The sequence below is a fragment of the Rossellomorea arthrocnemi genome (assembly GCF_904424705.1).
Taxonomy (GTDB): Bacteria; Bacillota; Bacilli; order Bacillales; family Bacillaceae_B; genus Rossellomorea; species Rossellomorea arthrocnemi.
Genome location: NZ_CAJGBF010000002.1, coordinates 400,681 through 426,861 on the forward strand (window position 1 = coordinate 400,681; position 26,181 = coordinate 426,861).

Genomic DNA, 26,181 nt, shown 5'->3' on the forward strand with positions numbered 1-26,181 from the left:
CCAAGTACGCCTTTTGGGATTTTCCTGTTATGCTTGTCGGGCCAGTGCGAGCCGCCTCCGCTTTTCTGATCTATTCGTCTGCTGATTGCAGATCTTTTTTATATTTGATTGCTTTTGTGAAAAAGAACAGTGACATTCCCAGTAAAATAACAGTTCCTGTCATGAGGGTGATTATTTTGCCGGGTGTGACCGTTTCTGTTGGGATGATAACACCTAAATACATAAAGACACTAAGTGCTAGTAATGTAAATCCAAATCGTTTGAAGTCAACGATCTTTTGTTGAATGGTCTTTTTGTTTTCCACGTGCATTCACCTACTTTAGAACTAGTAAACTCTCATTCTATGGTAACATACGAATGCATGCAGCCTACCATGTAATTGATACCAGTTCTGCCACAGGTTCACTTACTTGGAAAGTGCGTTATCAATATCTTCAATCAGGTCTTCTGCATCTTCAAGACCTACAGAGATTCGAACAAGGCCGTCTGTGATTCCAAGTTCGTTCCGACGATCTGCCGGAATGGACGCATGAGTCATTCGGGCAGGGACGGAAATTAAGCTTTCCACAGCGCCGAGGCTTTCAGCCAATGTGAAATATTTTGTATTGGTTAACAGACGGTCTGCGTTTTCTTCGCTGCCTACATCAAATGAAACCATACCACCAAAGCCTGATGCCTGTTTCTTGGCAATGGCGTGATTCGGATGAGTTTCTAATCCAGGATAGTAAACCTTTGAGACCTTAGGATGTGCAGTAAGGAATTCGACGATTTTCTTGGTGTTTTGTTCGTGCTCTTCCATTCGCAGTCCCAAGGTTTTGATACCACGAATCAATAACCATGAATCCTGGGGTCCAAGAACCCCTCCTGTAGAATTCTGTACAAAGAATAACTCTTCAGCCAGTTCTTCGGAGTTCACAACAACCAGCCCCGCAACCACGTCACTGTGCCCTCCAATATATTTCGTTGCACTGTGGAGGACAATGTCTGCTCCTAAGCTGATCGGATTTTGCCAATATGGCGTGCTGAATGTATTATCAACGATTGTCAGCAGTTTATGTTTCTTAGCCAAGGAAGATGCCGCTTCGATATCTGTGATTTTCAATAATGGATTCGTAGGCGTTTCAATGTATATAGCCTTTGTATTTGGCTGAATCGCACGTTCAATAGTAGGAATATCACTTGTATCAACGAATGTAGATTCGATGCCAATTCGATTCAACACCTTGGTCATGACCCGGTACGTCCCGCCGTACACGTCATCTGTCATCACGATATGATCCCCGCTGTTGAACATCATCATGACCGCCGTGATGGCCGCCATCCCAGAACCGAAGGCAAAGCCTTTTTCACCGCCTTCAAGATCTTTTATCAACTCTTCAAGAGCGTGACGGGTAGGGTTTCCTGAACGTGAATATTCGAATCCTTTGTGCTTCCCTACTTCATCCTGCTTATACGTACTCACCTGGTAAATGGGAGTGGATACGGCACCTGTTTGAGGATCTGTCGGGATACCTCCGTGGATTAATTGTGTTTTCTTTTTCATGATTAGATTCCTCCTTGATAAATTTTTTTACTTAAATATCGTTCACTTGAATCCGGGAAAATGGTTATGATATGACTTCCCGCTTCAGCATTTTCTGCCTCCAGGAGTGCTGCGTGGAGGGCTGCACCGGAAGAACTGCCGACCAGCAGGCCTTCCAGGGTTGCAAGGTCTTTTACTCTTCTGAATGCATCATTGTCTGTAACGGTATGAATGCTGTCAAAATAATCTGGATCCATATAATCGGGAAGAAACTCCATCCCGATGCCTTCTGTTTTGTGAGGTCCTGATTTTCCCCCATTCAAGATGGATCCTTCGGGTTCAACGATCACTGATTTAATGGTTCCTTTCTTTTCCTTGAGATATCGGGCTGTCCCCATGAAGGTTCCCCCAGTGCCTGCACCGGCTACAAATGTATGAATCTGCCCATCCATCTGATTCCAGATTTCTGGTCCCAATGTTTTGTAATAGGTATCCGGGTTGGCTTTATTTCCAAATTGCTGAGGTGAATATGAGTTCGGGATCTCATTCACCAGTTCAGCTGCCCTAGCAATGGCTCCCCTCATCCCTTCTTCAGTAGGGGTATGGACAATTTCCGCTCCCAAAGCTTTCATCAGTTCCTGTTTTTCCATGCTGAATTTTTCGGGAATACAGAATATCACTTTATATCCTGAGTTTACGGCAGCTAAAGCCAGCCCGATTCCCGTATTTCCTGCAGTCGGTTCGATCAGGGTCCCCCCTGGCTTTATCTTATCTTTGACAACCGCGTCTTTTAATAGCTCAAGTCCCAATCGATCCTTCACGCTGCCTCCGGGGTTAAAAAATTCCAGCTTGGCAAAAAGGCGGACACCATCCTTCAGCGGGAAGTGTGTCAATTCAACAATCGGTGTATTCCCTATCAGGTCATGTACACTCTTATATACGTCCATATATTCAATCCCCCTTTAAAACAAAAACTGACCCATCTACCAATCCGCTCTCATATTTCATGAATGAACTGTTCACAGAACAAGTCGGGTCCCATGAGAGGGAAAGATGGCTGGGTCAGCTATATTCAGTTTGTATGTTAAGCAGATTTCACGATATTCATGACCATTTTAGCTGAATGAAGCGCAGCCTTATCCAAATATTGATCAAAGGACACATCCGATTCCTTACCGGCGATGTCCGAAAGAGATCGGATGATGACAAAAGGTACATGAAATTGATGCGCTACTTGTGCTATGGCTGCCGCTTCCATTTCCACTGCCTGCAAGTCTGTGAATTTATCACGGATTGCCTCCACCCGCACGGGATCATTCATGAATGAATCTCCAGTGGCTATCAATCCGGAAACCACCTGTGTGTCTCCAAGCTCTTTAACACTTTCGATGGCAATTTGTTTCAATTTCTCATCTGCCACAAATGCGGCTGGAAGCTGTGGGACTTGACCGTATTCATATCCAAAAGCTGTTACATCCACATCATGATGTCTTACTTCAGTTGAAATGACGACATCCCCAACATTTAGAGAAGGATCGAATCCTCCCGCTGACCCAGTGTTGATGATGCAATCCGGTTTGAAGTGTTGCAATAGTACGGCAGTCGACATGGCTGCATTCACTTTTCCAATTCCTGATCGGAGTAAAATCACTTCTTTATCACTCATAGTACCGCTTGTATATTCACACCCTGCGATCGTTTCCACTGTAGGGTTTGAAATATTCTCTCTAAGTAAGGTTACTTCTTCTTCCATTGCTCCGATGATGGCGATTTTCATTGCTTAAACCTCTTTCTACTGTTTAGTCGCCTCCATGATCCACACAAACGTATTCACTTGCTGAAACATTACAGAAAACCCATTCTCACGTAATCGGTCTTTTAATACATCAAGAGTTGTGTAATATTCCCGTTTAAGGTCTCTAGCAAGATTATAATACTCTTTCTTTATTGCAAGGGATATGGCGGCATGATAATGCTGCTCTGTTTCAAACATCGTATCAGCAAATACTATTTTACCACCTTGTACTAGAAGCTTTCCATAGATGCCGAAAGCTTTTCCCTTCTCTTCATCGGTTAAATGATGAAATGCATAAGAACTTACAATGGAATCGGCTCTTTCTTCGAGAGAGAAGTCCAGAAAATCACCGTCTCTGAAGGTGACCAGTTCCCCAAGTTTCTGCATTCCAACCGTTCTCATTTCAGGAGAAGGTTCAAAAGGGATGACTTCAAATCCCGCATCCAGCAACTTTTTTGTAAGATTTCCTGTACCGGGTCCAAACTCCACGACTCTCCCCTTTGCACGGGAGGCCACTTCGTCAAGAATCGATTCATAGTGTTCGAATACCGCTTGATATTCCACATCTTTTCCTGTCACTGTATCATCATAAGAATCTGCCCAATCCTGGAACAAATCCAAAAATTCTCTACCCATGGTTTAGCACCTCAGCTGCATTAAGTTTATAATTCCTATAAACATACTATGAATTAAAATTAAAACTGTTATTAAATTATCATATTCTCCTGACTTATTCAACAAATATTATTTGTCAAAAGAGGGAAGGAACTCTAAAATAAAGGGGACAACTCTATTCAGATCATGCATTAGTAGGAGGTTTATCATGAATATTTCATTCGAGTTAATAGAAGATAAAGTGGAGTTTTTTGAAGCCGACAGTTTGCGGACATTGGAGAAGAAGATAGACGAACAAATCCAGCATAATAAAGCCATCATGCTGAGCGTCCATCATGTAGATCATGCCGTTTCCATCGATGAGAACGGCAGAAGATTGTACAGTGCCGCGGTTCATTTCAAAGTGAAAAAATGATTCAAAAAAGGCTCTCCCAGTAATTGGGAGAGCCTTTTTCATCACAAATTAATCTTTATCATTTTCTTTTAATTCCTGTACTTTTGTTGGCTGCCATCCTTTGCCGTCAACCCATTGCAGATACACCCTGTATGGAGTTTGTGTATCTTTAGCCGTTACGGTTGCCATGGACTTCTGAGGACCGCCATTCCCTTCCATCCACCAAACAGTCATGTTGGCTTCTGGAATACCCGTTGCATAAGACGTTGCCTTAATTTTTTCCTGCCAGTCGGCAGTCCCTTCATCATAAGATGATACATGTTCACCGGTCTGCTCGGTACCGATAGGCTTCCAGTCAGGATGAACCATGGTTTTCTTCACATTGGGTTCGGTGCTTTCCTTCACTTCAAGCTTGCTATCGTCTTCCCCATCTAATGAGACACGATCTTGATTATCATCAGAGGATTCGTCCTGCTTTTGTTCATCCTCTTTTTTCTTTTCTTCCTCATTTTGTTCATTGTCCGCTTTATCCTTAGAATCGTCTTTCTCATCCATGGAAACGGAGTTATCTTTCTCTTTCGTCCCCTTGTCACTGCTGTTAGCATCCTTGGTTTCTGTATTCTTCGCCTCGTCCGTCGTTACTTTTTCGCCGCCACCGCCAAATACGATGGTGCCTCCTACAACAACAATCAATAGTAGTACGACTGCAATCATTATGTTTAACATTTTATTTGTATTCTTTTTAGATCGTTTGTCTAATCGAGATTGGTATTTCGCCATTGTGTTCCCTCCCTATTATCCTAAACAGTTTAACATGATAAGAGGAAAAGAATAAAGCGAAACATCACTCAACATGGGGTGATTCTGCTATAAAGGGAGAAAGGACACAGGACTATTGTATAGCCATAGTTTGATGTTTAGAAACGTAGTGAAATAATATGGAACTTCCTTTCTGCACCAGTCACAAGTGGGTAGGAAGTCGAGCCTCCTTATTGAGTCTATAGGGTCTCGACCTTTCTTCTATTTCTTGCAGGGGCCAGGGACCTTTCGCTGCAAACTACAAAGTGATTATTGATTTTCGAGATTATAGATGGCATCGACGCTGTCCTTAAAGATAGGGTAGATGCCTCCTTCATCGATGGTTACATCCATGTTGACGGCAACCAGGGCGTATTTGGGCTTTTCGAAGGGAAAATAGCCTGCGAACCACTTATTATATAATTCTTTTTCCCCCCGGAAGCTTCCTGTCTGTGCCGTCCCCGTTTTTCCTGCAATCGTATAGGCGGCGGTTTGTAAGTAGGGGGCCGTTCCTTCCGGTGAGTTTACCACACCTCTTAAGTACTGCTGGAGCTTCATGGCCGTGAACGGGGTAATCGTCTCCCCCTCAATTTTCTGTTTAGGGAAGGCAAACATATTCGTTCCATTTTGATATTGTACTGAAGACACGGCACTCACCTGAAATTTTTCTCCCCCCCTGGCAACCGTGGCCATCATATTGGCGATGCCAAGTGGTGTGACACGGACCTCCCTTTGCCCAATCCCTGTTTGGGAAACGTAATTCGGATCTTTTCTTTCTTCGTCTGATACGAAAATCCTCCCTTCGCTCACTTGAAGCTGTGGAAAGCTTTCGTAATGAAAGACGTTCCCCTTCCAGGCAATCTCCCCAAGCAACCCGATCTTCTCAGCATATTCATCCAGGAGATGATCATCCTTCTCCGTGAGTTCTTTTGCAAGGTCAGCAAACGTCCGGTTACAGCTGACTGCAATACTTGTCTTAATATTAATGTTTCCATGCGGCTTTTCAGCCGCATCTCCACGGATGTCTTCATCACATGGGAAAATTCTGCGTTCGTCCACTAGCCCCTCATCCATGGCTGCAGCCGCCACTACTGTCTTAAATACAGAACCCGGGATAAGCGCTTTCAGCATGTAATTTGTCGCTCCTCCATTAAAGGGATCACGGCTTTTCATGTAAGGTCTTGAAACGCTTGCAAGTATTTCACTTTTTTCAATATCAAGAAGCAGCAGTCCTCCCTTTTGAATATGATACGTATCCGCCACTTCTTCTAAAGCAAGCTGCATCCCTGCATCGATGGTGGTTTTCACATTCAAGGGGTAAAAGGGATTGGCTGGTGCCAGATACTTTACATCGACACCGAATAATGGGCCACCCATTGCATCCACATGATAAATCAGTTTTGCTTGTTCTTCAGCAACCAACCACTCATCAAAGTTTTCTTGAAGTCCTGAAACCCCAATTTTTTGGTTAGCTCCCTTTACTCTGTCAGGGTATCGCCGGTGAAATTCCTCTGTATTTTCCCCTGTCACCCCAATCAACTGTGAAGCAGGGACCTCACTGCTTTTGAACTTTTTCGCAAGGGCGAATACTCCCTGGATTTCAAGTGAATTAATCTCCCTCATCTGGTCTTCCGAAAGTCTTAAGGGCTCTTTCCCACCGAAAATGATCGGCCCTTTTGCTTCCTCCACTTTCGTTTTAATCGTTTGCGGAGGAATATGGAGAATATTTGCCACTTCTTCTACTGGCCATTCCATTTGTTTGAGGAAGGGAAACAGTACCAGGACATTTTTTTCTGTAAACGTAAGGGGATCACCGTTTCGATCGAGAAACTCCCCCCGGCCTTCATCAATCACCAACTGCTGCGTCCTTTGTGCGACACTTTCTTCAAGAAGATTGATCTTATGTTCGGAATAGGATTCAGTTTGAAATAATTGCAACTGCATCAACCTCCCTGAAAGAGCACAGAGAGCAAGTAATAAGACGATACTGAAAAGCCTGACTCGTTTCCGTTTCATTTTGTCACCTCGTCCCCATTGTTGACGAGTTTTCTGCGAATTAATCATAAAAAAAGAAGAGGCTCAATTTCGAGCCCCTTCCAAGATAATCAGTTTACTTCTACAATCTTAACGCTCATTTCCCCACCTGGAGTCTGAACATTCACTTCAGCGCCAATTTTATGTCCCAGAAGGCTTTTAGCAATCGGTGAATCATTTGAAATCTTTCCTTCGAATGGATCAGCTTCTGCACTACCGACGATGGTGTATGTTTCTTTGTCTCCATCCGGTAATTCTACGAATGTTACTTTTTTACCTAATTGTACTGTATCTGAGTTCATGTCGTCTTCTTGTATGATTTTCGCATTGCGAATCATGTTTTCCAGAGTGGAAATACGACCTTCAACGAATGCTTGTTCATCCTTTGCTGCGTCGTATTCAGAGTTCTCGGATAAGTCTCCAAAGCTGCGGGCGATTTTAATACGCTCAACCACTTCTTTACGTTTAACCGTTTTCAAATTCTCCAGTTCTTTTTCTAACTTCTCTTTACCTTCTGCTGTCATCGGAAATACTTTTTCTGTACTCATGACCCTCTTCACTCCTTTTCTATCTAAGAGCTTCCCCATGCTCTCTATGTAAATGTGCTACGTATGTAAAGGGAGGGAATGGAGGGAGAATATCTTCTCACTCCATTCCCTGCTTCTTTACAATGTGGGAAAATGTAATCTCGCTTATATGTCTTTATCTATGCTATCGTATTACAAAAATGACTTTTGTTCAAGAATTGTTTGAATTTTTGTTACCATTAAATCGATTGCCACATGATTATGGCCACCTTCAGGGATGATCACATCGGCATATCGCTTCGTCGGTTCAATGAACTGGTTATGCATAGGACGGACAACTGTGATGTATTGATCAATCACGGAATCGATGGAGCGGCCGCGCTCTTTAATATCTCGAAGCATTCTTCTGATAATCCGGAGATCGGCGTCTGTATCGACATATAACTTAATATCCATTAAGTTACGCAATCTTTCATCTTCTAATACTAAAATTCCTTCTAAAATAATGACATCTTTCGGTTCAACGAGAATCGTATCCTCAGAACGGGTGTGCATTTTATAATCATATACCGGTTTATTAACAGCCTGATGATCTAAAAGACCGTGCAAATGTTGGATCAATAGATCGTTATCAAAGGCTAACGGATGATCATAGTTGGTTTTCAAACGTTCTTCAAAAGGTAGATTCGATTGATCTTTATAGTAATAATCCTGTTGCAGCATTAAAATCGAATGTCCTTGAAATTGCTCATAAATGGCTTTGGTTACACTCGTTTTACCAGAGCCTGATCCTCCTGCTACACCAATCACAACGGGTTTATGCTTCATAAGTATTAGGTGTTCTCCTTTCGCATCATGTTATCAGGATAGACTCGCTGATGAACCTTGAATTTCACAATTTGTAACGGGTGACGGGCAACATCAAGCTCATTTCCCCGCTCATCCCACATCGTCTCTACTACTTGTGTAAAGTTTTGGATTTCTGGACCGAAGAATTCCACTTCCTGTCCCGTCTTAAAATGGTTCCGCTGCTGCAGGGTGACCAGTTGAGTTTCTTCGTCATAGTCCAATACAAGACCGACAAATTCATAATTTGTATTTTTCTTGTTATGAACGCCGAACATCTGCTCTTTGAATCCCGGTACCCCTTCAAAAAATGCGGGGGCAGTGTCACGATTCGCGCACTTCTCCAATTCGTCCAGCCATTCCTGCTGAATCTTGAAGTTGTCTGGATCTTTACAGTATTCATCCATCACTTTTCGGTATACACTTACGACAGTGGCCACGTAGTGAATGGACTTCATTCGTCCTTCAATCTTCAAGCTGTCGATACCCAATTCAATCATTCCCGGAATCGATTCGACGAGCTTAAGATCTTTCGGACTCATGGCAAAAGGAGCATCATTCTGATTGAAAAGAGGATTTTCCTCCCCTTGGTTCACTTCATATAAATCATAATCCCATCGGCATGACTGACAGCAGCCGCCTCGGTTTGAATCCCTGGCTGTCATATGGTTACTTAATGTACAACGCCCGGAGTATGCAATGCACATCGCTCCATGTATAAAGGTCTCAATCTCAATATCCACTTTTTCTTTCATTTCCTGGATTTCTCTGCCGCTTGCTTCACGGGCCAACACGACTCGATCAAGTCCTTCTTCTTTCCAGAACTGGACAGCTTTCCAGTTTGAAAGGGATTGCTGTGTGCTCAGATGTACCTCGACATTCGGTGCCACCCTCCTGCATGTCTCAATGATAAGGGGGTCTGCCACAATGATTCCTGCTACCCCTGCTTCCTCTAGACCGCGAAGATATTCTTCCAGTCCATCCATATTCTCATTATGAGCGTAGATATTCGTCGTCACATAAATCTTCGCACCATATTGCCTTGCAAACTCCACGCCTTCTTTCATATCTTCAAAGGTGAAATTACCGGCATTTGAACGCAGACCATATTCCTGTCCGCCGATATAGACGGCATCTGCACCATAATGGACAGCAATCTTCAACTTTTCCAGATTACCAGCAGGAGCGAGTAATTCAGGTTTCTTCACAATGACACGCTTTCCGTCCACAAGCTTCGATATCGGTTTTTTCACAACCGTGGTCATCATAATTCCTCCGTTCTGATCAATCTACATGTTGTTCTTAGTACACGGTTTCTTTAAAGAAGAACCCTGTATCCAAAGGACGATTATCCGGCTGCAGACTTTTCGCTTCCTCTAGAAGATCGTCTTTCTGTTCTTCGTATCGATCTTCGTCAGCCGCACATAGATCAATGGCCATACGATAAAGTTTCGTCGCTTTTAGGATATAGTCAAAGGATTTCAACACTCCATCAATTTTGAAAGAGTCTACACCCGCTTCCATCATTTCCCCAAGCTCATCAATGATGCACATATCATTCGGGCTCATGATATGCGTGCCGTTGCTGTCTTCAAAGATGGGATACTTGTTATGACGCTCCTCATCGTGTAAAAACATATTTCGTTGTTCTTTCCGGTTCTCAATCTCCATCACTTTACCCTGATATTCAAAATAATTTCCGAGTAATGAGCGTTTTGATTGGAACATGCAGGTCATCCCATGTACCTGGACCTCGATTTCCACCTCGGCATTTTCTTTCATTTCCACAATAGCATCCATGCTCAATTCACGTGCCAGTACTGCACGTTTTGCCCCTTTTCTGCCCCAATAATTACACGTGTACCAATTCGTTGCCGTCGTTTCTGTATTCCAGTGAAGCTTCATCTCCGGCGCCACTTCACGTGCAGCCATCAGTACAGCGGGATCACCGAATACAACGGAATCCGCATCCGTATCTTTAAGAAATGCAATATAATCATCCAACTCAGCAATTTTGTCGTTATGAAAGAGTGCATTCATTGCCACATATACTTTCTTATTGTATTTGTGAGCCAATCTAATGGATTCTCTTACGTCTTCCTTCGAGAACTCCCCTGCAAGCCTCAGGCCGTATCGCTGTTCACCAATCATGAAGGCATCCGCTCCGGCTGATGCCAACGGCTCTATGTCGTTTACACAAGTAGGGGTAACGAGTAATTCCGGCTTTTTCATCGTTGCTCACCTCTTTTTTTACTGATGGCGATCCCGTCACCTACAGGTAAAATACTTGTGTCGAACTCTTCATGATTCATCAGCCATGCATTATAATTCTGCAGCTTCTTAACCATGTTCCGAATTCTTTTCTGTTCCACCTGCTCCTCTGCAACCAGACCTTTGAAAAGGACATTATCCGAGTAGACGACGCCGTTTTCCGAAAGCATACTGGAGTATAGCTCAAAGAATTTAAGGTACTGCCCTTTGGCAGCATCAATGAAGATGGCATCATATGGTCCGTGTTTTTCCACTTCTACTGCGACTTCCAGTGCATCACCGAAAATCGATACAACCCTCTTTCCATCTGGAGAGCGGGAAAGGAATCCTTGTGCAGCTTCAAACCTTCCTTCGTCCCGTTCAAGTGTGACGACTGTCGCCTTTGGGAGCACTTCAGCCATACGCAGGGCTGAATATCCGATTGCCGTACCAATTTCCAGAATACGTTTCGGCTGTTGGATCCGTAACATTCCCAACAGTGCTTCAATTCCGACCAGTTCCATAATGGGTACACTGTGAACCACTGCATATTGTTCCATCTCAGTAATTAAGGCCGGCCTTATTTTCACAATTGATTCTATATAGCCAATCACTTGTTCGTTCATATATAAGCCTCACGATCATGTTCATAAATGGTTTCGGGTAACGCATCTTTCTTCACATGAAAAGAAGAAAGCTACAATGAGCTTTCTACTTCACACGCCTCTCAAAATAACGCAGGTATATAAAAATAACTTGTACTATTTTACCACACAGAGAAGGGGAAAGCTAATTTTTCTTTCCTCTTCTCATCAGGTTAATCTTTTTTGTTGGTAATGTATTTTGCCTTTTTCTCGTTATGCTCATCCAGCGTTTCTGAGTAATAAACCGACCCATTGGAAGCAGCCAGGAAATAATAATACTCTGTATCCTCAGGCTGCAAGGCTGCTTCAATTGAAGACACACCTGCGTTCGCAATCGGACCCGGCGGCAATCCCTTCACTTGATACGTGTTATAAGGTGAGTCCACTTTTAAATCTTTGTAAACGGTCTTTTCCTTATGTTTTCCTAAGGCATATAACACCGTAGGATCTGTCTGAAGAGGCATTCCTTCTTCCATACGATTATAGAAGACGCTTGAAATTTTCCCTCTGTCAGCCTTTTCCGTCGCTTCTTCCTCAATTAGGGAAGAAAGGGTAAGAAGCTCATGAGGAGTATAACCGTTTGCCGCCATGGCTTCCTGATATTGAGCCAGTACTTCATCCGTTTGCGCAATCATTTTCTTTAGAATACTGTCTAAAGATGGGTGCTTTTCATAAAAAGGGTACGTCGCAGGATAGAGATATCCTTCCAGCGGCCGTTTGATTTCTTTCTTTAAAATTTCGTCTGTAATCAGTTCCGGATATTCCTTTTTTAATTGCTCGAGCCATTTCTTATCGTTAAGTTTCTTTTCTACCTCATCTTTTTTATATGGGGACTTTTCAGCAATGATTTCTGCGATTTGATCTAATTGCAATCCCTCTGGAATAGTAATCTTAAACTCTGCTTTTCTCATGACCTTACCAGTCTTTAAGCTGTTCACAATTTCATTCAAGGTCATGGAAGGCGTCAAATCATACGATCCCGCCTGGAATCCTGCTTCATTATTAAATTTCACATAATATTTAAAGACCGTTGAATTCTTCACGATCCCTTTGTCCTCCAGGATATTTCCAATACTCGTCACCCCGGAGCCAATGGGTATTTCCACTTTTACCGGATCCGTATTATCTGGATCCACCGGTTTCAAGGCGGAATTCACATAGAGGTATCCGCCAATCGCCGTCCCCCCAATGAGAATGACAAGACACAGAATGACAAGTCCTACTATTTTTCTAATGACCTTGGCCTCCTCTTGTCTCTCTAGTAATTTCTTCATGAGTGTGTCTTTTATCTTTTTCTTTTCTTCCAAAGCTTTCATTTCCCCCTTTCGAGCAAAAAAGCGGGCTATCCGTTATACGTAATTCGACATCATCTCCACTATTATACAATATTTTGCACAAAGTGAAACAGGGACCTGCAGAAAGGGTGAATTTTTTGTCCCTTTTTGCGGTCCCTGTTTCATATGATACTATAATTTCTGTTTATTCAGCGTCTTCTTCTTCGTCAAGGAAAGTGTTTAACATTTCTTCGATCATATCCCACTCTTCTTCTGTTTCAATCGGCTTTAATTCGCCTTCTTGACCTTCGTCACCAGGCATGAAAGCAGATGCATGAATTTCAATTTCTTCTTCATCGTTCTCATCTGCTCCCAGTGGATAGTATAAAACATAAGACTTTCCGAATTTATCTGATTCAAATGTGAAAAGGACCTCGCATAATTGCTCATTTCCTTGTTCATCTACTACTGTAATTTGCTTTTCTCCGTGTTCCATGAACATTCACCTCATTATTTTTGGCTGTCAAGGTATCCTTGAAGGATCATCATCGCAGCCATTTTGTCTATCACTTTTTTACGTTTCTTCCTGCTTACATCGGCTTCTAAAAGCACTCTCTCAGCAGCCATTGTGCTCAGTCTTTCGTCCCAATATTTAATGGGAAGGGATAACTCCTGTTGAATCAACTCTCCATAAGCTTTAGACGCTTCCCCACGTGGACCGATTGTGTTGTTCATGTTTTTAGGCATTCCCACTACAACGGTATCCACCTGGTATTCATCGGCAAGTTCCTTTATTCGATCCATCCGGAACACACCATGATCTTCGTCGATCTTAATTGTTTCAATTCCTTGAGCTGTCCAGCCAAGCTCATCGCTGATTGCGACTCCGACTGTTTTAGAACCAACGTCTAAACCCATTACACGCATCTATTATCCCTCTTTGTGCTGTTTCAAATACGATTTGACTAATTCTTCGATGATTTCATCACGTTCTAAACGGCGGATGATATTTCTGGCATCTTGATGTCTGGGAATGTAAGCCGGATCTCCAGATAATAAGTATCCTACGATTTGATTGATCGGATTGTATCCTTTTTCCTGCAGAGCATCATGAACCTGTAAGAGCACTTCCTTCACATCATGTTCGAAAGGCTCCTCTGAAAAATCAAACCGCATCGTTTTGTCAAAAGAACTCATTTTTAGCACCTCTCTTTAGGCTTGTCTTTTTGACAACCGAATTGTTAATCGTTACCTACATTGTACACCACTTTGACAAGGAGTTAAATGGATTTGACCCATTCTTCTACAAAATGAAGGGCTTCTTCCACTTTTTCAGGATTTTTTCCGCCTGCCTGCGCCATATCCGGACGGCCGCCGCCGCCTCCACCACAGCGTGAAGCGACTTCTTTTACCAATTTCCCGGCATGATATCCTTTTTCGACTAAATCCTTCGTAACTCCTGCAATGATGGTCACTTTGTCCTCTCCAGTTGTTGCCAGTACAATAACAGCGGATCCAAGTTTCTGCTTAAGATCATCCATCATCGTGCGCAAACCACTGCTATCACCCACTGCCACTTTCGCAGTCAGCACATTCACTCCATCAATGACCTTCACTTGATCCGTTAAGCTTCCTGCTTCTATGTTAGACAACTTTCCTGCTAATGATTCATTTTCCCGCTGAAGCTCTCTCATCTCCCCTAATAATGCGTCTACACGATTGACCACTTCTTTAGGATTCGATTTAAGTTTGCCAGCCACTTCTTTGAGCAGGGAGACTTGATCTTTTAATACTTTATACGCATTCTCTGCTGTAACAGCTTCTATCCTTCTTGTACCTGCACCGATCCCGCTTTCAGATAGGATCTTAAATAACCCGATCTCAGAAGTATTGGACACATGACAGCCACCGCAAAGCTCAAGGCTGTAATCTCCAATTGAAACGACACGAACTTCAGCACCATACTTTTCCCCGAATAGAGCCATAGCACCCATCGCTTTCGCCTCAGATAATGATTTTTGGGCCGTGTTCACAGATACCGCCTTCCAAACCTTCTCATTGACGATGGTTTCGATCTGTTCCATCTCTTCTAGTGTCACAGATCCGAAATGGGAGAAGTCAAAGCGCAGACGATCAGGTTCAACGAGTGAACCTGCCTGGTTCACATGATCTCCCAGAACATCTTTCAATGCTTGATGAAGGATGTGAGTCGCAGTATGGTTTTTCTCGATCCTGCTTCTTGATTCACGGGATACCTTTGCAAGCACCTCTGCACTTTGTTCCAAAGTACCCTCTTCTACAACGCCTGTATGAAGGTTTTGTCCATTAGGTGCTTTTTTAACATTCGTTACGAAAACTTTTACCCCTTCGGCTTCAATATATCCTTCATCACCAATTTGTCCGCCGCTTTCAGCATAGAACGGAGTCTCGTTGAGGATGAATTGACATTCCTGTCCTTTACTCACTTTCGGCTGGCGTTCATTATCCACCAATAATTCAAGGACAGTCGAAGTGCTTTCGAGTGTGTCATATCCGACAAAGCGGCTTTCCACCGCTATATCACTCAGGACTCCTCCTTGCACCTGCATACTGCCTACATCCTGCCGGGCAGCTCGCGCTCTTTCACGCTGACCTTCCATCTCTCTTTCAAAACCGTCGTGATCAACCGTTAATCCTTCTTCCTCTGCATACTCTTCCGTTAATTCGACAGGGAATCCGTACGTATCATAAAGACGGAACACATCCTCACCAGGGATCACCTTACTCCCGGCAGACTTTTGAACCTTTATGATGGATGAAAGAATAGCCAGACCTTCGTTCAATGTTTCATGGAAGCGGTCTTCTTCATTTTTCACTACCTTTTGGATGAATTCCGCTTTTTGTTTCACTTCCGGATAGAAATCAACCATGATTTCAGATACAACGGGAACCAACTCATACATAAATGGACGGTTGATTTCGATCTGCTTTGCAAATCGTACAGCCCGTCGAAGGAGCCTTCTTAATACATACCCGCGTCCTTCGTTCGATGGCAGTGCCCCATCACCAATGGCAAAGGATACCGTTCTGATGTGATCGGCAATCACTTTGAAAGCTACGTCAGTTTCATTATCCTTTCCATATGATTTCCCTGAGATTTCTTCCGTTGCCGCAATGATCGGCATAAATAAATCTGTATCAAAGTTGGTTGGTACTTCCTGAACGACACACGCCATCCGCTCCAGGCCCATACCTGTATCGATGTTCTTCTTTGGAAGCGGAGTATACGTTCCGTCAGGATTGTGATTGAATTGTGAGAACACGAGATTCCATACTTCAAGGTAGCGGTCATTTTCCCCGCCAGGATATAATTCAGGATCTTCCGGGTTGTCACCGTATTCAGGTCCACGATCGTAGAAGATTTCTGTATTCGGACCACTTGGACCTTCACCGATATCCCAGAAGTTCCCTTCGATGCGGATGATGCGTTCTGCCGGTACACCAACTTTCTTGTTCCATATATCAAATGCTTCATGATCTTCCGGATGAATAGTAACAGATAATTTTTCTGGATCAAACCCAACCCATTTCGCATCCGTAAGGAACTCCCAAGCCCATTCGATCGCTTCTACTTTAAAATAATCACCGATGGAGAAGTTCCCGAGCATTTCGAAAAATGTATGATGACGGGCTGTTTTCCCTACATTCTCGATGTCATTTGTACGAATCGATTTTTGAGCATTCACAATCCTTGGATTTTGTGGGATCACCCGTCCATCAAAATATTTCTTTAAAGTAGCTACTCCACTATTGATCCATAAAAGGGACGGATCCTCATGTGGAACCAGTGATGCACTTGGTTCTATTCCGTGTCCTTTTTCCTGAAAGAAATCTAAAAACTTCTGACGAATTTCTGCACCTGTTAATTTGTTCATGTAAAGCTTCCTCCTTTATATGTATGGTTAAAAAAGAATACAAAAAAGCCCTCATCCCTAAAACAGGGACGAGAGCTGTTTCTCGCGGTACCACCCTGGTTATGAATAAACGCGATGGCGTTTATTCATCCCTCAATACACCTTAACGCGGCTGGACGGCAGGTTTTACCTGCACTCAGGATTAGCATTCGGTTATCCTTCATCTGAAATCCCTTACAGCCAAGGGGGATTTCTCTCTGGAAGATGGACTATAACGTACTCGGGTCCTTCATAGCGTTCATTTTATACGAATACTTGTATATGTTGGATTATAGAAATATTCAAGGTATTTGTCAATCATCATTCCCATTTTTCCATTCATCTTCCTTCTTGGTATGAAGAAAATGGGTACGTCCGTGTAAAATGGCTACCTTTATGACCGCAACAAAGGGCACTGCTACAATCATACCGATCACACCACCCACTTCTCCTCCGAGGATCAGCGCTCCCATGATGAAAAGAGGATGCATATGAAGACTTTTCCCCACAATGAGAGGTGATAAGATGTTTCCCTCCAGAAACTGCAGAATCACCACCAGAATAACAACATACATTACCATATTAGGGGAGATGGTGCTGGCAACTATGGCTGCAGGTACCGCCCCGATGATCGGGCCAAAATAAGGGATCACATTGGTGACACCAATGATCAGGCCAAGAATAAGGGGATACTTCATGCCGATCAACCATAAGGTGACCGCAGAAATACCACCGATGATCAAACAAACCAGGAGCTGGCCCCTAATATAACCACCAAGGGATTCATCCACGTCCCTTGTGAAGGAAATGACACTCTTCCTCCATTTTTGGGGAGTGAGCTGCCACAAGAATGCCTTTACCTTTGTGATATCTTTTAAAAGGTAGAAAGAGACGAAGGGAATGATGGCAACGATGAGCAGGCTGTTCATGAACTTCATGACAGTTGCCAGGACAACCGCGACAAGACCCGTCACCCAGGCTTCAAGCCCATCGATTCGCTTCTCGAGCTGGGACTGAATCCCGTCCGGCCATGTTGCAGTTTCACTCTGAACAACCTTGAGCCAACCCTGATACTGCTTCGTGAAAATGGGTGCATTCTCCGATAAATCCCTTAGCTGATGAATGATGGCAGGGGTCCCTTTGTAAATGGCATAGCCCAATCCCCCAAAGAACAGAAGGTAGATCAACAGGATGGCTATTCCACGATGGATACCAGCTTCATGCAGTTTTTCCACTACCGGGTGAAGCAGGTAGGCAATAAAACCGCCTATGACGAAAGGGAGAAGGGAGAAGAAAAAAACCTCTAATACAGGATGCCATACTGGCTTTAATAAATAGAGAACATATAGAAATAATGCAAGAATAAGGGCCATTGAAAGCCTGTATATCCATTTGGCATAGGGTCTCTTCTCCATCATCACTGGCACCTCCTCTTTTCTTCTCTAGTGTTTGAAAATAGGAGGTAGTTTTATTCATGACTTGTATGTCTCTGGAATTGTACGTTTTGATTATGTTGGATCGTTTGAATAAGGCCAATGATTCTTTTAAGGGATAGAGGATGGATTTACATCGTACTGGAATTTATTCAAGTCAAAATCAGGTGTGATTGTGTCGTTTTTTCATTTTTAGGAAAAAAAAGAGACTGACCCACAACGGTCAGCCTCTTTCTGCTGTTTAGAAAAGTTTCTTTACTTGTTTACGGATTCGTTTCATTTGTCTCTGACTCATCATATTGGACCTTTGTGAATAGATAGAAGCCGCAATTCCTGCTCCAAAACCAACGATGGATGCAAATGTTTTACTCAAGAAAGACACCTCTTCCTAGCTTAGTCGGCGTTCTTCCTCATCAAACAAGTCATCTAAGGAGCTTAGTGATCCATCCTCTTCCACTTGGTGAGTATGAATGACTCCCTTCGATAAGGAAAGTTCTATATAGCAGCCCCAACAGTAATATTGGTTGATGCCGATCTTTCCAATATCTTTACTCTGACAATTTGGACAATTCATCGGTACGTTCACCTCGAGCTTACACCAGAAATGGTGATTATTCCCTACCATCATGGCCAAGCAGAGCATGTTTTATACTTGTTTAATGAGAAGCGACGCACAAACGTTGAAAAAAAAGCAACGTTATTATATAGTGTGGGAAAATTTCCTGATTTCATAAGGAGTAACCTTTTCCATAGCACCCATTGAATTTTTTCTACTGAATAGTAATGGACTTTCCGCTTTCTTCTTTCACATAATCAATTTCGAATCCTAAATCTTCAAGCATTTTATGATCAGCTGTCCCTTCCTGCCCGGCGGTCGTCAAGTAATCCCCGACAAAGATCGAGTTTGCCGGGTAGAGGCCAAGTGGCTGTAAACTGCGCAGGTTCACTTCACGTCCACCTGAAACCCGGATCTCTTTTGTCGGATTGATGAAACGCATCAAGCAAAGGACCTTTAAGCAATATCTTGGATTCAATTCATCTGTTCCCTCAAGTGGGGTTCCGTCGATGGCATGAAGGAAATTGACCGGAATCGAGTCGGCATCCAATACCTTCAGGCTGTGTGCCATGTCCACAACGTCCTGAAGCCCTTCTTTCATACCCACTATGATTCCCGAACATGGGGAAATGCCTTGTTCCTTTGCCTGTTTTACAGTATTTATTCTGTCTTCGTATGTATGGGAAGTGGTGATGTTTTCATGGTGGTTCTCTGATGTATTGATGTTGTGGTTATAACGATCCACACCTGCTTCCTTTAACCGTTTTGCTTGATCACCTTTTAATAATCCCAGACAAGCGCATATCTTCAAGTTATACTGCTCCTTGATCTCTTTAACCGCTGATACAACGTGATCCACTTCCCGATTGCTCGGACCGCGTCCACTGGCCACAATGCAGTAGGTACCGACATTTAGTTGATGAGCATTTTTTGCCCCCTTTAGGATCGAATCTTTATCAACCATACGATACTTCTCGATCGGTGCGTCAGACACAATCGATTGAGAACAGTATCCACAATTTTCAGGGCATAGACCTGATTTTGTATTAATGATCATATTCAATTTAACCTTATTTCCATAATAATGTTTTCGGATCAAGTACGCGCTATGCAACAATTCTAAAAGCTCATCATCGGGACATTGTAAAATGGATAAAGCTTCCTCATTCGTTATTTCTGTTCCGTCAATGACCTCTTTGGCAAGTTCCTTCCACGGTTTCAATGCTTATTTCCCCCTTTAAGCTGCTCGATTCAAGTTTCTAAATGTGCTCTTCGAAATTACCGATTTCTCTAAGCGATAAGCCATGACACCTGCACAGACGGCTAAAATGATGTCTTTAGGCATTGGAACGACCATCCAAGCCCATGCAAGTTTATAGGTGAATCCTTCCGGTGCTGCAGCCCAGAACTTATATGCTGCATACATCCAGTTCGTACCGACCAAATAATTGACCACCATCCCGACTAGTGCCGCGAAAATGTAGACCTTGATTCCTCTATGTTTTTCTAAAATTTTACCAGTAATGTAAGCGGTGAAAATAAACGAAACGATAAATCCGAATGTAGGACTCACAATTGAAGATAACCCTGCTCCAAATCGTGCAAATACAGGAACGCCCACTAATCCCACCAGTGCGTACACTGTCATGGAAATCGCCCCGACCCTGCTACCAAGGATCGCTCCTGCTAAAATGGCAAAGAACGTTTGTAACGTAATGGGAACACCGCCCACTACCATAAAAGGTACGAATGTAGTGATGTTGGCACCAATCGCCATAAGTGCCACAAACATTCCGGCCAGTGTAAGATCAATCGTCCTTAATTTTCTGTTCATCTGTCTTCCCCCATCTGTCATTTTTTCTACAAGATAAGAATATCCCTTTTGCTGAATATATGTCAACCTAAACATAAATATAGTTAACAAAAGACATTGAAATCAAAAAAAGGTTGACGAATGAATGATTTCCCCAATGGAAACATTCATTCGTCAACCTTATGCTTTCATGAAATCGTAAGGACTAATGCCTTCCATTCCAATCAACGGATCTTCATTTAATAGAAATTCCTCAATGGGGAGCTCCCCATTTGATGTATCCTCTTCCATCTTACCATCCTGATTAAGTAAGCTTTTCAGTTTCTCACTCAAAGTCGTCTTTCTGAGAAAATCATCTTCCCTCTCCACTCCAAGTGTGAATGCATCCAGTTCTCCGCAAAGAATGAGGAATTGTTTGCTTCTTGTAATGGCCGTATATAGAAGATTTCTCCTTAACATCCGGTAATAGCTCTTCACGACAGGCAAAATGACAATGGGAAACTCGCTTCCCTGGGACTTATGGATCGAGCAGCAATATGCATGGGTAATCTGCATGAGGTCCTGTCTTGTATACGTGACCTCATTCCCTTCGTATGAAACGATGATCATATCCTGCTTCTCGGTGTTTTCCTTTGCATAGAAAATCGAAACAATTTCCCCGATGTCCCCATTAAAGACATTGTTTTCAGGCTGATTGACAAGCTGAAGAACCTTATCTCCTATCCTGTATTTTACATCCCCGAAGGCGAGTTCTTTCCGGGTTCCATCGTTGGAATTGAAAATTTCCTGGAGAAGTTCATTCAAGCGATCGATTCCTGCCGGGCCTCTGTACATAGGAGCAAGTACCTGTATATCTTTTGGTGAGTAGCCTTTTTTCTTTGCATTCTCCACCACTTTTTGAACGACCTCAGATATCTGATTCGTTCTGCACGGAAAGAACGATCGATCTTTTTGCTGTTTTGTCAAATCTGCCGGAACCTTTCCCCTTTTCATATAGTGAGCAAGCTCAATGATCGAGGAACCCTCTTCCTGTCTGTAAATATCCGTCAACCGGACTGTCGGGACCGCTTCCGATTTTAATAAATCCTTTAAAACCTGACCTGGACCGACAGATGGCAATTGATCTTCATCCCCGACGAATATCACTTGGATATCCTCAGGCAGAGCCTTCAGCAGCTGATGGGCAAGCCAAGTGTCGACCATGGACACCTCGTCCACGATCAGAAGTTTGCCTTCAATGGAACGTTCCTCATCGCTCTGGAACCCTTCCTGACCATTCCATCCCAGTAGTCGATGGATCGTCATGGCGGGCAAACCGGTCGATTCTGTCATCCGTTTCGCCGCCCTGCCTGTTGGGGCCGTTAACAATACTGGAAACGGTTCATCTTTGTATTCCTTTGGATCCAGCGAACAGCCGTGCAGATCAGCAAACAGTTCGACGATCCCCTGAATGACGGTCGTCTTTCCTGTACCAGGTCCCCCGGTTAACAGGAGCATGGGGGACATCAATGCGGTTTCGATTGCCGTTTTTTGGGAAGGTGCGTACTGCACTCCCAATCTGTCCTCGAGTGCTCCCAGTGACAAAAGGAATTCCGATTGTGGAAATTGATCCTTATACTGGGTTTGAGACAAGATCTTTTCAATATTTGTCACAATTCCTTTTTCAGAAAAATAAAGGGAAGGAACATACACCTTTGTACCTTCCCCAATGACTTTACCTTCTTCCTCCAGTGAAACTAATTGACTGGATATGTCGGTGTAGTCGATTTTTTCCGGCTGACTTTTCTCAAGGAGTTCCTTGACAGTGACAATGAGCTCTTCCGCTTCAAGAAACACATGACCCTGCTTGACACACGTTTGTTCCAGGGTATATAAACAGCCTGCTTTGATCCGATCTGGATGACTGCCTCTCAATCCAAGCTTCGACCCTAATTCATCTGCACGGGTAAAGCCGATCCCTTCAATATCTTCTACAAGCTTATATGGATTTTTTTGAATGATTTCAAGTGCCTGTTCTTTATAGGCTTGGTAGACTTTCATAGAAATCTGGGGGCCGAAACCCAAGTCATTTAGCATGATCATGACCCGCTCCAAGCCCTGGTGCTCGGAAAGCGTGTCATAAATACTCTTCGCTTTTTCCTTTGGAAGTTTTGGAATTTCATCCAGGAGACCCGGATTTTCGAGTATTTTACTGATGGCATTTTCCCCGATATGTTCCACAATCTTCTCAGCTGTTTTCTTCCCGATTCCTTTAAATAGATCACTTGATAAATAATGGACGACACCTTGTGTGGTCTGTGGGATTTCTTTCTTGAAATGCTTTGCATGAAACTGCATGCCGAACCTTGGGTGCTCTTGAAACCTCCCATAAAATACATACGTCTCGTCCTCATGAATCTTAGGGAAATTCCCGGTTACGACCGCTTCTTTGTCTTCGTAAGAATCGTTCGTTTCGTCCACCCGGATTCTGACTACGGTATAGAGATTGTCCTCATTATGAAAAATGGTGACCAGGTGCCTTCCCTTAATATAGATTTCTTCTTCCTCACCAAACAGCTTTAAAGAGTCTTGCTGGCTCAAGGCAGTGAACCCCCTAACTATTCACTTTGTTCATTTTTCAGCTTTTCGATCATCTTGATGCCATATCCTGAAAGCATATGATCCGGTTGAACTTCGATAGCTTTGTTGAAATACATCAGTGCCGTATCTGCATCATCCTTATGACCAGCATACGCAACCCCTAAGTTGTAGTAAGCATCTGCATGCTCAGGATCCTTTTTCACTACTTGGGATAATTGAGTGATCGCTTCTTCATATGCTTCAACCTTAGCAAGACATAGTCCCAATTGGAAGCGTGCTTCCACGTCATCTTCGTTCAACTCGACACTTCGTTGTAAGTACGGTAATGCAAGTCTCGGCTGCTCTAACTGGAACAGACTGATTCCAAGCATAAAGTAAACGTCTGCATTCTCCATACCTTTTGAAATCGCCTTTTCAAATTGATCCTTTGCTTCGTCAAAGTGATTTTCATTAAAGTACAGGTTTCCCAATGAGTAATAAGCTGCCCCTGCGTTCTCGTCAATAGAGATTGCCCGTTCGAAGAACTTTTTCGCCTTTTCATTGTCTCCAACCGACATAAGGACATTACCGAAATTAATATATCCAACAGGATCTTTAGGACTTTCTTCGATTGCTTCGGTAAAAAGTTTAACCGCCTCTTCAACTTTTCCTTCTTGTAATAACTCAATTCCTTTTAAATTCTTATCCAATTAAAACACCTCTATATTGTCATTATTTATGTATGCACGTTGAACTCCCACTTATCGTTACTAGTATAACATAAGGGACACCTGAAAACGGAATCGATCCACAATGAAAAAAGGACTGAGAGAAGAGAATACAAACCTCCTTTTCTCAGTCCTTTTTCATTTGGTTCTACCCGACATATGTCAGTTTTTTCTCATCTTTAAAGATTGTATCGATCGTCCCTCCACCGAGGCATTCATCTCCGTTGTAGAAAACAACTGCCTGTCCCGGTGTAACCGCTCGAATAGGTACATCAAAGATGACTTTCACCTTGCCATCTCCCAAAGGCACCACCGTGACTTTATTATCATCCTGACGGTACCGGAATTTTGCCGTACACGCAAACTCAGAATGTTTGTCTTTATGCGATGTCCAGTGAACATCCGTCGCAAGGATGGAATCGGAATAGAGGGCAGGATGCTCAAAGCTTTGGCCGACATAAAGAACATTTCTTTCAAGATCTTTACCTATGGCGAACCATGGTTCACCAGCTCCACCGATACCCAGTCCGTGACGCTGACCGATGGTATAATACATCAATCCATCATGTTTCCCCATAACTTTTCCATCCAGGGTTTCCATTTTTCCAGGTTGAGCCGGAAGATAGTTACTTAAGAAATCTTTAAAATTGCGTTCACCGATGAAACAGATCCCCGTACTGTCTTTCTTGGTCGCCGTAGCAAGACCGGCTTCCTTTGCAATTTCCCGTACCTTTTTCTTATCGATGCCTCCAAGGGGGAACATCACTTTTTCAAGCTGCTCCTGCCCTAACTGATTGAGGAAGTATGTTTGATCTTTATTATGATCGACGCCGCGAAGCATCTTGTACTCCCCATCACGGTATTCGACTTGTGCATAGTGACCCGTTGCCAGGTAGTCCGCACCTAACTTCAATGCATGGTCAAGAAATGCCTTGAACTTGATTTCTTTATTGCACATGACATCAGGGTTCGGTGTTCTTCCGGCTTTATATTCATCCAGGAAATAAGTAAACACTTTATCCCAGTATTGTTTCTCAAAATTCACAGCGTAGTAAGGAATTCCAATTTGGTTACACACACGAATCACATCGTTGTAGTCTTCGGTTGCCGTACACACTCCATTTTCATCGGTATCATCCCAGTTCTTCATGAAAATCCCGATAACCTCGTATCCCTGCTGTTTTAATAATAATGCAGCTACTGAAGAGTCCACTCCACCGGACATTCCAACGACCACTCTCGTATCCTTTGGTTCTTTATTCACTGACGCCACCTCCTTATTCCGTTCATTCGTCCGAATCAGACGACATTCTTAAGTTGTTAATCGCTTCACAATTTTTGCGACTTCATGAGCAGCCCGGGTAACCTGTTCCTCCGTATTCCCCTGACCAAAGCTGAATCGGATGGAGTTCCTTGAATTACCGGACTGTTCACCAAACATCGCAACTAGTACATGTGATGGTTCTATTGATCCAGCCGTACAAGCAGAACCGCTTGATACGGCAATACCAGACATATCCAAATTCACCAACATGGATTCAACATCCGTACCGGGAAAGCTTAAGTTTAGCACATGGGATAATCCATGCTCAAGGGATCCGTTCTGTTCAAATTCAATGCCTGCACCGGCTAAAGTTTCTTTCAATAAAACCTTAAAACCTGAATACTTGGCATTCTTCTCTTCACACGATTGTTGGGACAGTTCAACCGCTTTGCCAAGCCCTACAATTGCCGGCACGTTCTCTGTTCCGGCACGGCGCTTTCGTTCCTGCTCCCCTCCGTATAATCCCGGTTGAAGGTCCACACGTTTATGGGAATAAAGAAATCCGATTCCTTTAGGGCCATTGATCTTATGTCCTGAAACGGAAAGCAGATCGACTCCAAGCTTCTTTACATCGATTTGAGTTAATCCGAAAGCCTGTACAGCATCCGTATGAAAATAAGCCTGATGGTCCTTTAATCGTTCACTGATCTCAGTAATCGGCTGAATTGTACCCACTTCATTATTCCCGTACATGATCGTCACGAGGATGGTTTCATCACGAAGTTCTTTTTCAAGCTCCCGAACGGATATTCTTCCAGTCTTGTCCACAGGCAGATAGGTCACCTCGAACCCTTTCGATTCAAGGAATTCACATGCATGCAAAACGGCATGATGCTCCGTTTGTGTTGTAATGATGTGGTTACCCTTTTCTTTATTGGCTTCGGCCGTTCCGATAATCGCTAAATTATCCGCTTCCGTTCCCCCACTTGTAAAAATGATTTCATTGTAATCTGCATGAATGTTCTCTGCAATGATAGTCCGTGCATGATCCACAAGGTGACGCGAAGCACGTCCAAATGAATGAATGCTCGATGGATTACCAAAGGTCTCCTTCATCACTGCCGTCATTTCATGAATCACTTCAGGATGCATGGGTGACGTTGCAGCATGATCCAGATACACTCTTTCCATTGATCG

General features: G+C 43.3%; 27 protein-coding genes and 1 other annotated feature. Of the genes, 1 reads left to right on the forward strand and 26 read right to left on the reverse strand.

What is annotated here, in order from left to right:
* Nucleotides 1-70 precede the first annotated feature (70 nt).
* The 5 genes from BAA9072_RS05010 to BAA9072_RS05030 all read right to left on the reverse strand — a co-directional run bounded on the left by BAA9072_RS05010 (nucleotide 71) and on the right by BAA9072_RS05030 (nucleotide 3,953).
* A complete protein-coding gene (locus BAA9072_RS05010; RefSeq protein ID WP_201713568.1) occupies nucleotides 71-304 on the reverse strand; it encodes a YrhC family protein in 234 nt (77 codons plus the stop codon).
* Nucleotides 305-406: 102 nt separating this feature from the next.
* Nucleotides 407-1,543: a bifunctional cystathionine gamma-lyase/homocysteine desulfhydrase gene (locus BAA9072_RS05015; protein WP_201713569.1), complete on the reverse strand. Its 1,137-nt coding sequence runs from the start codon at nucleotides 1,541-1,543 to the stop codon at nucleotides 407-409.
* A gap of 2 nt (nucleotides 1,544-1,545) precedes the next feature.
* Nucleotides 1,546-2,469, reverse strand: a complete 924-nt coding sequence (locus BAA9072_RS05020; RefSeq protein ID WP_201713570.1) for a PLP-dependent cysteine synthase family protein — start codon at nucleotides 2,467-2,469, stop codon at nucleotides 1,546-1,548.
* Nucleotides 2,470-2,606: 137 nt separating this feature from the next.
* On the reverse strand, nucleotides 2,607-3,299 hold the full coding sequence (gene mtnN, locus BAA9072_RS05025) for a 5'-methylthioadenosine/S-adenosylhomocysteine nucleosidase (protein ID WP_201713571.1): 693 nt from the start codon (nucleotides 3,297-3,299) through the stop codon (nucleotides 2,607-2,609).
* 15 nt (nucleotides 3,300-3,314) lie between these two features.
* Nucleotides 3,315-3,953, reverse strand: a complete 639-nt coding sequence (locus BAA9072_RS05030; protein WP_201713572.1) for a class I SAM-dependent DNA methyltransferase — start codon at nucleotides 3,951-3,953, stop codon at nucleotides 3,315-3,317.
* Between the two features lie 187 nt (nucleotides 3,954-4,140).
* On the opposite strand from BAA9072_RS05030, the gene BAA9072_RS05035 reads away from it, so the two are divergent.
* Nucleotides 4,141-4,347 carry a DUF2536 family protein gene (locus BAA9072_RS05035; protein ID WP_201713573.1) on the forward strand — a complete coding sequence of 69 codons (207 nt, stop codon included), beginning with the start codon at nucleotides 4,141-4,143 and terminating at the stop codon, nucleotides 4,345-4,347.
* Nucleotides 4,348-4,395: 48 nt separating this feature from the next.
* On the opposite strand, the gene BAA9072_RS05040 is transcribed toward BAA9072_RS05035, so the two are convergent.
* The 21 genes from BAA9072_RS05040 to BAA9072_RS05140 form a co-directional block, all read right to left on the reverse strand.
* On the reverse strand, nucleotides 4,396-5,106 hold the full coding sequence (locus BAA9072_RS05040) for a YrrS family protein (RefSeq protein ID WP_201713574.1): 711 nt from the start codon (nucleotides 5,104-5,106) through the stop codon (nucleotides 4,396-4,398).
* Between the two features lie 288 nt (nucleotides 5,107-5,394).
* Entirely contained in the window at nucleotides 5,395-7,140 is a 1,746-nt protein-coding gene (locus BAA9072_RS05045) for a peptidoglycan D,D-transpeptidase FtsI family protein (protein WP_201713575.1), read from the reverse strand.
* Nucleotides 7,141-7,229: 89 nt separating this feature from the next.
* Entirely contained in the window at nucleotides 7,230-7,706 is a 477-nt protein-coding gene (greA, locus tag BAA9072_RS05050; protein ID WP_201713576.1) for a transcription elongation factor GreA, read from the reverse strand.
* A gap of 171 nt (nucleotides 7,707-7,877) precedes the next feature.
* Nucleotides 7,878-8,513: a uridine kinase gene (gene udk, locus BAA9072_RS05055; protein ID WP_138778042.1), complete on the reverse strand. Its 636-nt coding sequence runs from the start codon at nucleotides 8,511-8,513 to the stop codon at nucleotides 7,878-7,880.
* A gap of 5 nt (nucleotides 8,514-8,518) precedes the next feature.
* Nucleotides 8,519-9,796, reverse strand: a complete 1,278-nt coding sequence (locus BAA9072_RS05060) for a peptidase U32 family protein (RefSeq protein WP_201713713.1) — start codon at nucleotides 9,794-9,796, stop codon at nucleotides 8,519-8,521.
* Nucleotides 9,797-9,833: 37 nt separating this feature from the next.
* Nucleotides 9,834-10,763: a peptidase U32 family protein gene (locus BAA9072_RS05065; protein ID WP_201713577.1), complete on the reverse strand. Its 930-nt coding sequence runs from the start codon at nucleotides 10,761-10,763 to the stop codon at nucleotides 9,834-9,836.
* The gene (locus BAA9072_RS05070) at nucleotides 10,760-11,407 is read right to left on the reverse strand and encodes an O-methyltransferase (protein WP_201713578.1); all 648 of its coding nucleotides are present in this window, start codon (nucleotides 11,405-11,407) and stop codon (nucleotides 10,760-10,762) included. Before BAA9072_RS05070 ends, BAA9072_RS05065 begins: the two co-directional genes overlap by 4 nt.
* Nucleotides 11,408-11,598: 191 nt before the next feature.
* Nucleotides 11,599-12,741, reverse strand: coding sequence for an endolytic transglycosylase MltG (mltG, locus tag BAA9072_RS05075; protein WP_201713579.1), 1,143 nt, complete (start codon nucleotides 12,739-12,741; stop codon nucleotides 11,599-11,601).
* 163 nt (nucleotides 12,742-12,904) lie between these two features.
* Entirely contained in the window at nucleotides 12,905-13,195 is a 291-nt protein-coding gene (locus BAA9072_RS05080; protein ID WP_201713580.1) for a DUF1292 domain-containing protein, read from the reverse strand.
* A gap of 14 nt (nucleotides 13,196-13,209) precedes the next feature.
* Complete coding sequence (gene ruvX, locus BAA9072_RS05085; protein WP_201713581.1) at nucleotides 13,210-13,626, reverse strand: Holliday junction resolvase RuvX; 417 nt, start codon at nucleotides 13,624-13,626, stop codon at nucleotides 13,210-13,212.
* 3 nt (nucleotides 13,627-13,629) lie between these two features.
* A complete protein-coding gene (locus BAA9072_RS05090) occupies nucleotides 13,630-13,896 on the reverse strand; it encodes an IreB family regulatory phosphoprotein (RefSeq protein WP_034757362.1) in 267 nt (88 codons plus the stop codon).
* 83 nt (nucleotides 13,897-13,979) lie between these two features.
* Nucleotides 13,980-16,613, reverse strand: coding sequence for an alanine--tRNA ligase (gene alaS, locus BAA9072_RS05095; protein WP_201713582.1), 2,634 nt, complete (start codon nucleotides 16,611-16,613; stop codon nucleotides 13,980-13,982).
* 61 nt (nucleotides 16,614-16,674) lie between these two features.
* Nucleotides 16,675-16,894: a binding site (T-box leader), on the reverse strand.
* A 51-nt stretch (nucleotides 16,895-16,945) separates the two neighbouring features.
* Nucleotides 16,946-18,049 carry an AI-2E family transporter gene (locus tag BAA9072_RS05100; RefSeq protein WP_330999266.1) on the reverse strand — a complete coding sequence of 368 codons (1,104 nt, stop codon included), beginning with the start codon at nucleotides 18,047-18,049 and terminating at the stop codon, nucleotides 16,946-16,948.
* 256 nt (nucleotides 18,050-18,305) lie between these two features.
* Nucleotides 18,306-18,437, reverse strand: coding sequence for a YrzQ family protein (locus BAA9072_RS05105; protein WP_201713583.1), 132 nt, complete (start codon nucleotides 18,435-18,437; stop codon nucleotides 18,306-18,308).
* Nucleotides 18,438-18,452: 15 nt separating this feature from the next.
* Complete coding sequence (locus tag BAA9072_RS05110; protein ID WP_201713584.1) at nucleotides 18,453-18,638, reverse strand: hypothetical protein; 186 nt, start codon at nucleotides 18,636-18,638, stop codon at nucleotides 18,453-18,455.
* A 196-nt stretch (nucleotides 18,639-18,834) separates the two neighbouring features.
* Nucleotides 18,835-19,842 (reverse strand): biotin synthase BioB, encoded by a 1,008-nt coding sequence (bioB, locus tag BAA9072_RS05115; RefSeq protein WP_201713585.1) that lies wholly within the window; start codon nucleotides 19,840-19,842, stop codon nucleotides 18,835-18,837.
* 15 nt (nucleotides 19,843-19,857) lie between these two features.
* A complete protein-coding gene (locus BAA9072_RS05120) occupies nucleotides 19,858-20,454 on the reverse strand; it encodes a biotin transporter BioY (protein WP_201713586.1) in 597 nt (198 codons plus the stop codon).
* A gap of 159 nt (nucleotides 20,455-20,613) precedes the next feature.
* Nucleotides 20,614-23,013: an SF1B family DNA helicase RecD2 gene (gene recD2 / locus BAA9072_RS05125; protein WP_201713587.1), complete on the reverse strand. Its 2,400-nt coding sequence runs from the start codon at nucleotides 23,011-23,013 to the stop codon at nucleotides 20,614-20,616.
* Between the two features lie 17 nt (nucleotides 23,014-23,030).
* Nucleotides 23,031-23,702 carry a tetratricopeptide repeat protein gene (locus BAA9072_RS05130; RefSeq protein WP_201713588.1) on the reverse strand — a complete coding sequence of 224 codons (672 nt, stop codon included), beginning with the start codon at nucleotides 23,700-23,702 and terminating at the stop codon, nucleotides 23,031-23,033.
* 166 nt (nucleotides 23,703-23,868) lie between these two features.
* Nucleotides 23,869-24,984: a tRNA 2-thiouridine(34) synthase MnmA gene (gene mnmA / locus BAA9072_RS05135; RefSeq protein WP_201713589.1), complete on the reverse strand. Its 1,116-nt coding sequence runs from the start codon at nucleotides 24,982-24,984 to the stop codon at nucleotides 23,869-23,871.
* A 48-nt stretch (nucleotides 24,985-25,032) separates the two neighbouring features.
* Nucleotides 25,033-26,175 (reverse strand): cysteine desulfurase family protein, encoded by a 1,143-nt coding sequence (locus BAA9072_RS05140; RefSeq protein ID WP_201713590.1) that lies wholly within the window; start codon nucleotides 26,173-26,175, stop codon nucleotides 25,033-25,035.
* Nucleotides 26,176-26,181 lie beyond the last annotated feature (6 nt).

Excerpts from the sequence above, each read along its gene's own strand:
- mtnN (WP_201713571.1), bottom strand. The coding sequence starts at position 3,299 with ATGAAAATCGCCATCATCGGAGCAATGGAAGAAGAAGTAACCTTACTT.
- BAA9072_RS05045 (WP_201713575.1), bottom strand. The coding sequence starts at position 7,140 with ATGAAACGGAAACGAGTCAGGCTTTTCAGTATCGTCTTATTACTTGCT.
- greA (WP_201713576.1), bottom strand. The coding sequence starts at position 7,706 with ATGAGTACAGAAAAAGTATTTCCGATGACAGCAGAAGGTAAAGAGAAG.
- BAA9072_RS05110 (WP_201713584.1), bottom strand. The coding sequence starts at position 18,638 with ATGAATTGTCCAAATTGTCAGAGTAAAGATATTGGAAAGATCGGCATC.
- ruvX (WP_201713581.1), bottom strand. The coding sequence starts at position 13,626 with ATGCGTGTAATGGGTTTAGACGTTGGTTCTAAAACAGTCGGAGTCGCA.
- BAA9072_RS05035 (WP_201713573.1), top strand. The coding sequence starts at position 4,141 with ATGAATATTTCATTCGAGTTAATAGAAGATAAAGTGGAGTTTTTTGAA.
- BAA9072_RS05120 (WP_201713586.1), bottom strand. The coding sequence starts at position 20,454 with ATGAACAGAAAATTAAGGACGATTGATCTTACACTGGCCGGAATGTTT.
- BAA9072_RS05060 (WP_201713713.1), bottom strand. The coding sequence starts at position 9,796 with ATGACCACGGTTGTGAAAAAACCGATATCGAAGCTTGTGGACGGAAAG.
- BAA9072_RS05030 (WP_201713572.1), bottom strand. The coding sequence starts at position 3,953 with ATGGGTAGAGAATTTTTGGATTTGTTCCAGGATTGGGCAGATTCTTAT.
- BAA9072_RS05070 (WP_201713578.1), bottom strand. The coding sequence starts at position 11,407 with ATGAACGAACAAGTGATTGGCTATATAGAATCAATTGTGAAAATAAGG.
- BAA9072_RS05065 (WP_201713577.1), bottom strand. The coding sequence starts at position 10,763 with ATGAAAAAGCCGGAATTACTCGTTACCCCTACTTGTGTAAACGACATA.
- BAA9072_RS05140 (WP_201713590.1), bottom strand. The coding sequence starts at position 26,175 with ATGGAAAGAGTGTATCTGGATCATGCTGCAACGTCACCCATGCATCCT.
- BAA9072_RS05020 (WP_201713570.1), bottom strand. The coding sequence starts at position 2,469 with ATGGACGTATATAAGAGTGTACATGACCTGATAGGGAATACACCGATT.
- alaS (WP_201713582.1), bottom strand. The coding sequence starts at position 16,613 with ATGAACAAATTAACAGGTGCAGAAATTCGTCAGAAGTTTTTAGATTTC.
- BAA9072_RS05100 (WP_330999266.1), bottom strand. The coding sequence starts at position 18,049 with ATGATGGAGAAGAGACCCTATGCCAAATGGATATACAGGCTTTCAATG.
- udk (WP_138778042.1), bottom strand. The coding sequence starts at position 8,513 with ATGAAGCATAAACCCGTTGTGATTGGTGTAGCAGGAGGATCAGGCTCT.
- BAA9072_RS05015 (WP_201713569.1), bottom strand. The coding sequence starts at position 1,543 with ATGAAAAAGAAAACACAATTAATCCACGGAGGTATCCCGACAGATCCT.
- BAA9072_RS05090 (WP_034757362.1), bottom strand. The coding sequence starts at position 13,896 with ATGAGTTCTTTTGACAAAACGATGCGGTTTGATTTTTCAGAGGAGCCT.
- BAA9072_RS05040 (WP_201713574.1), bottom strand. The coding sequence starts at position 5,106 with ATGGCGAAATACCAATCTCGATTAGACAAACGATCTAAAAAGAATACA.
- mltG (WP_201713579.1), bottom strand. The coding sequence starts at position 12,741 with ATGAAAGCTTTGGAAGAAAAGAAAAAGATAAAAGACACACTCATGAAG.
- BAA9072_RS05080 (WP_201713580.1), bottom strand. The coding sequence starts at position 13,195 with ATGGAACACGGAGAAAAGCAAATTACAGTAGTAGATGAACAAGGAAAT.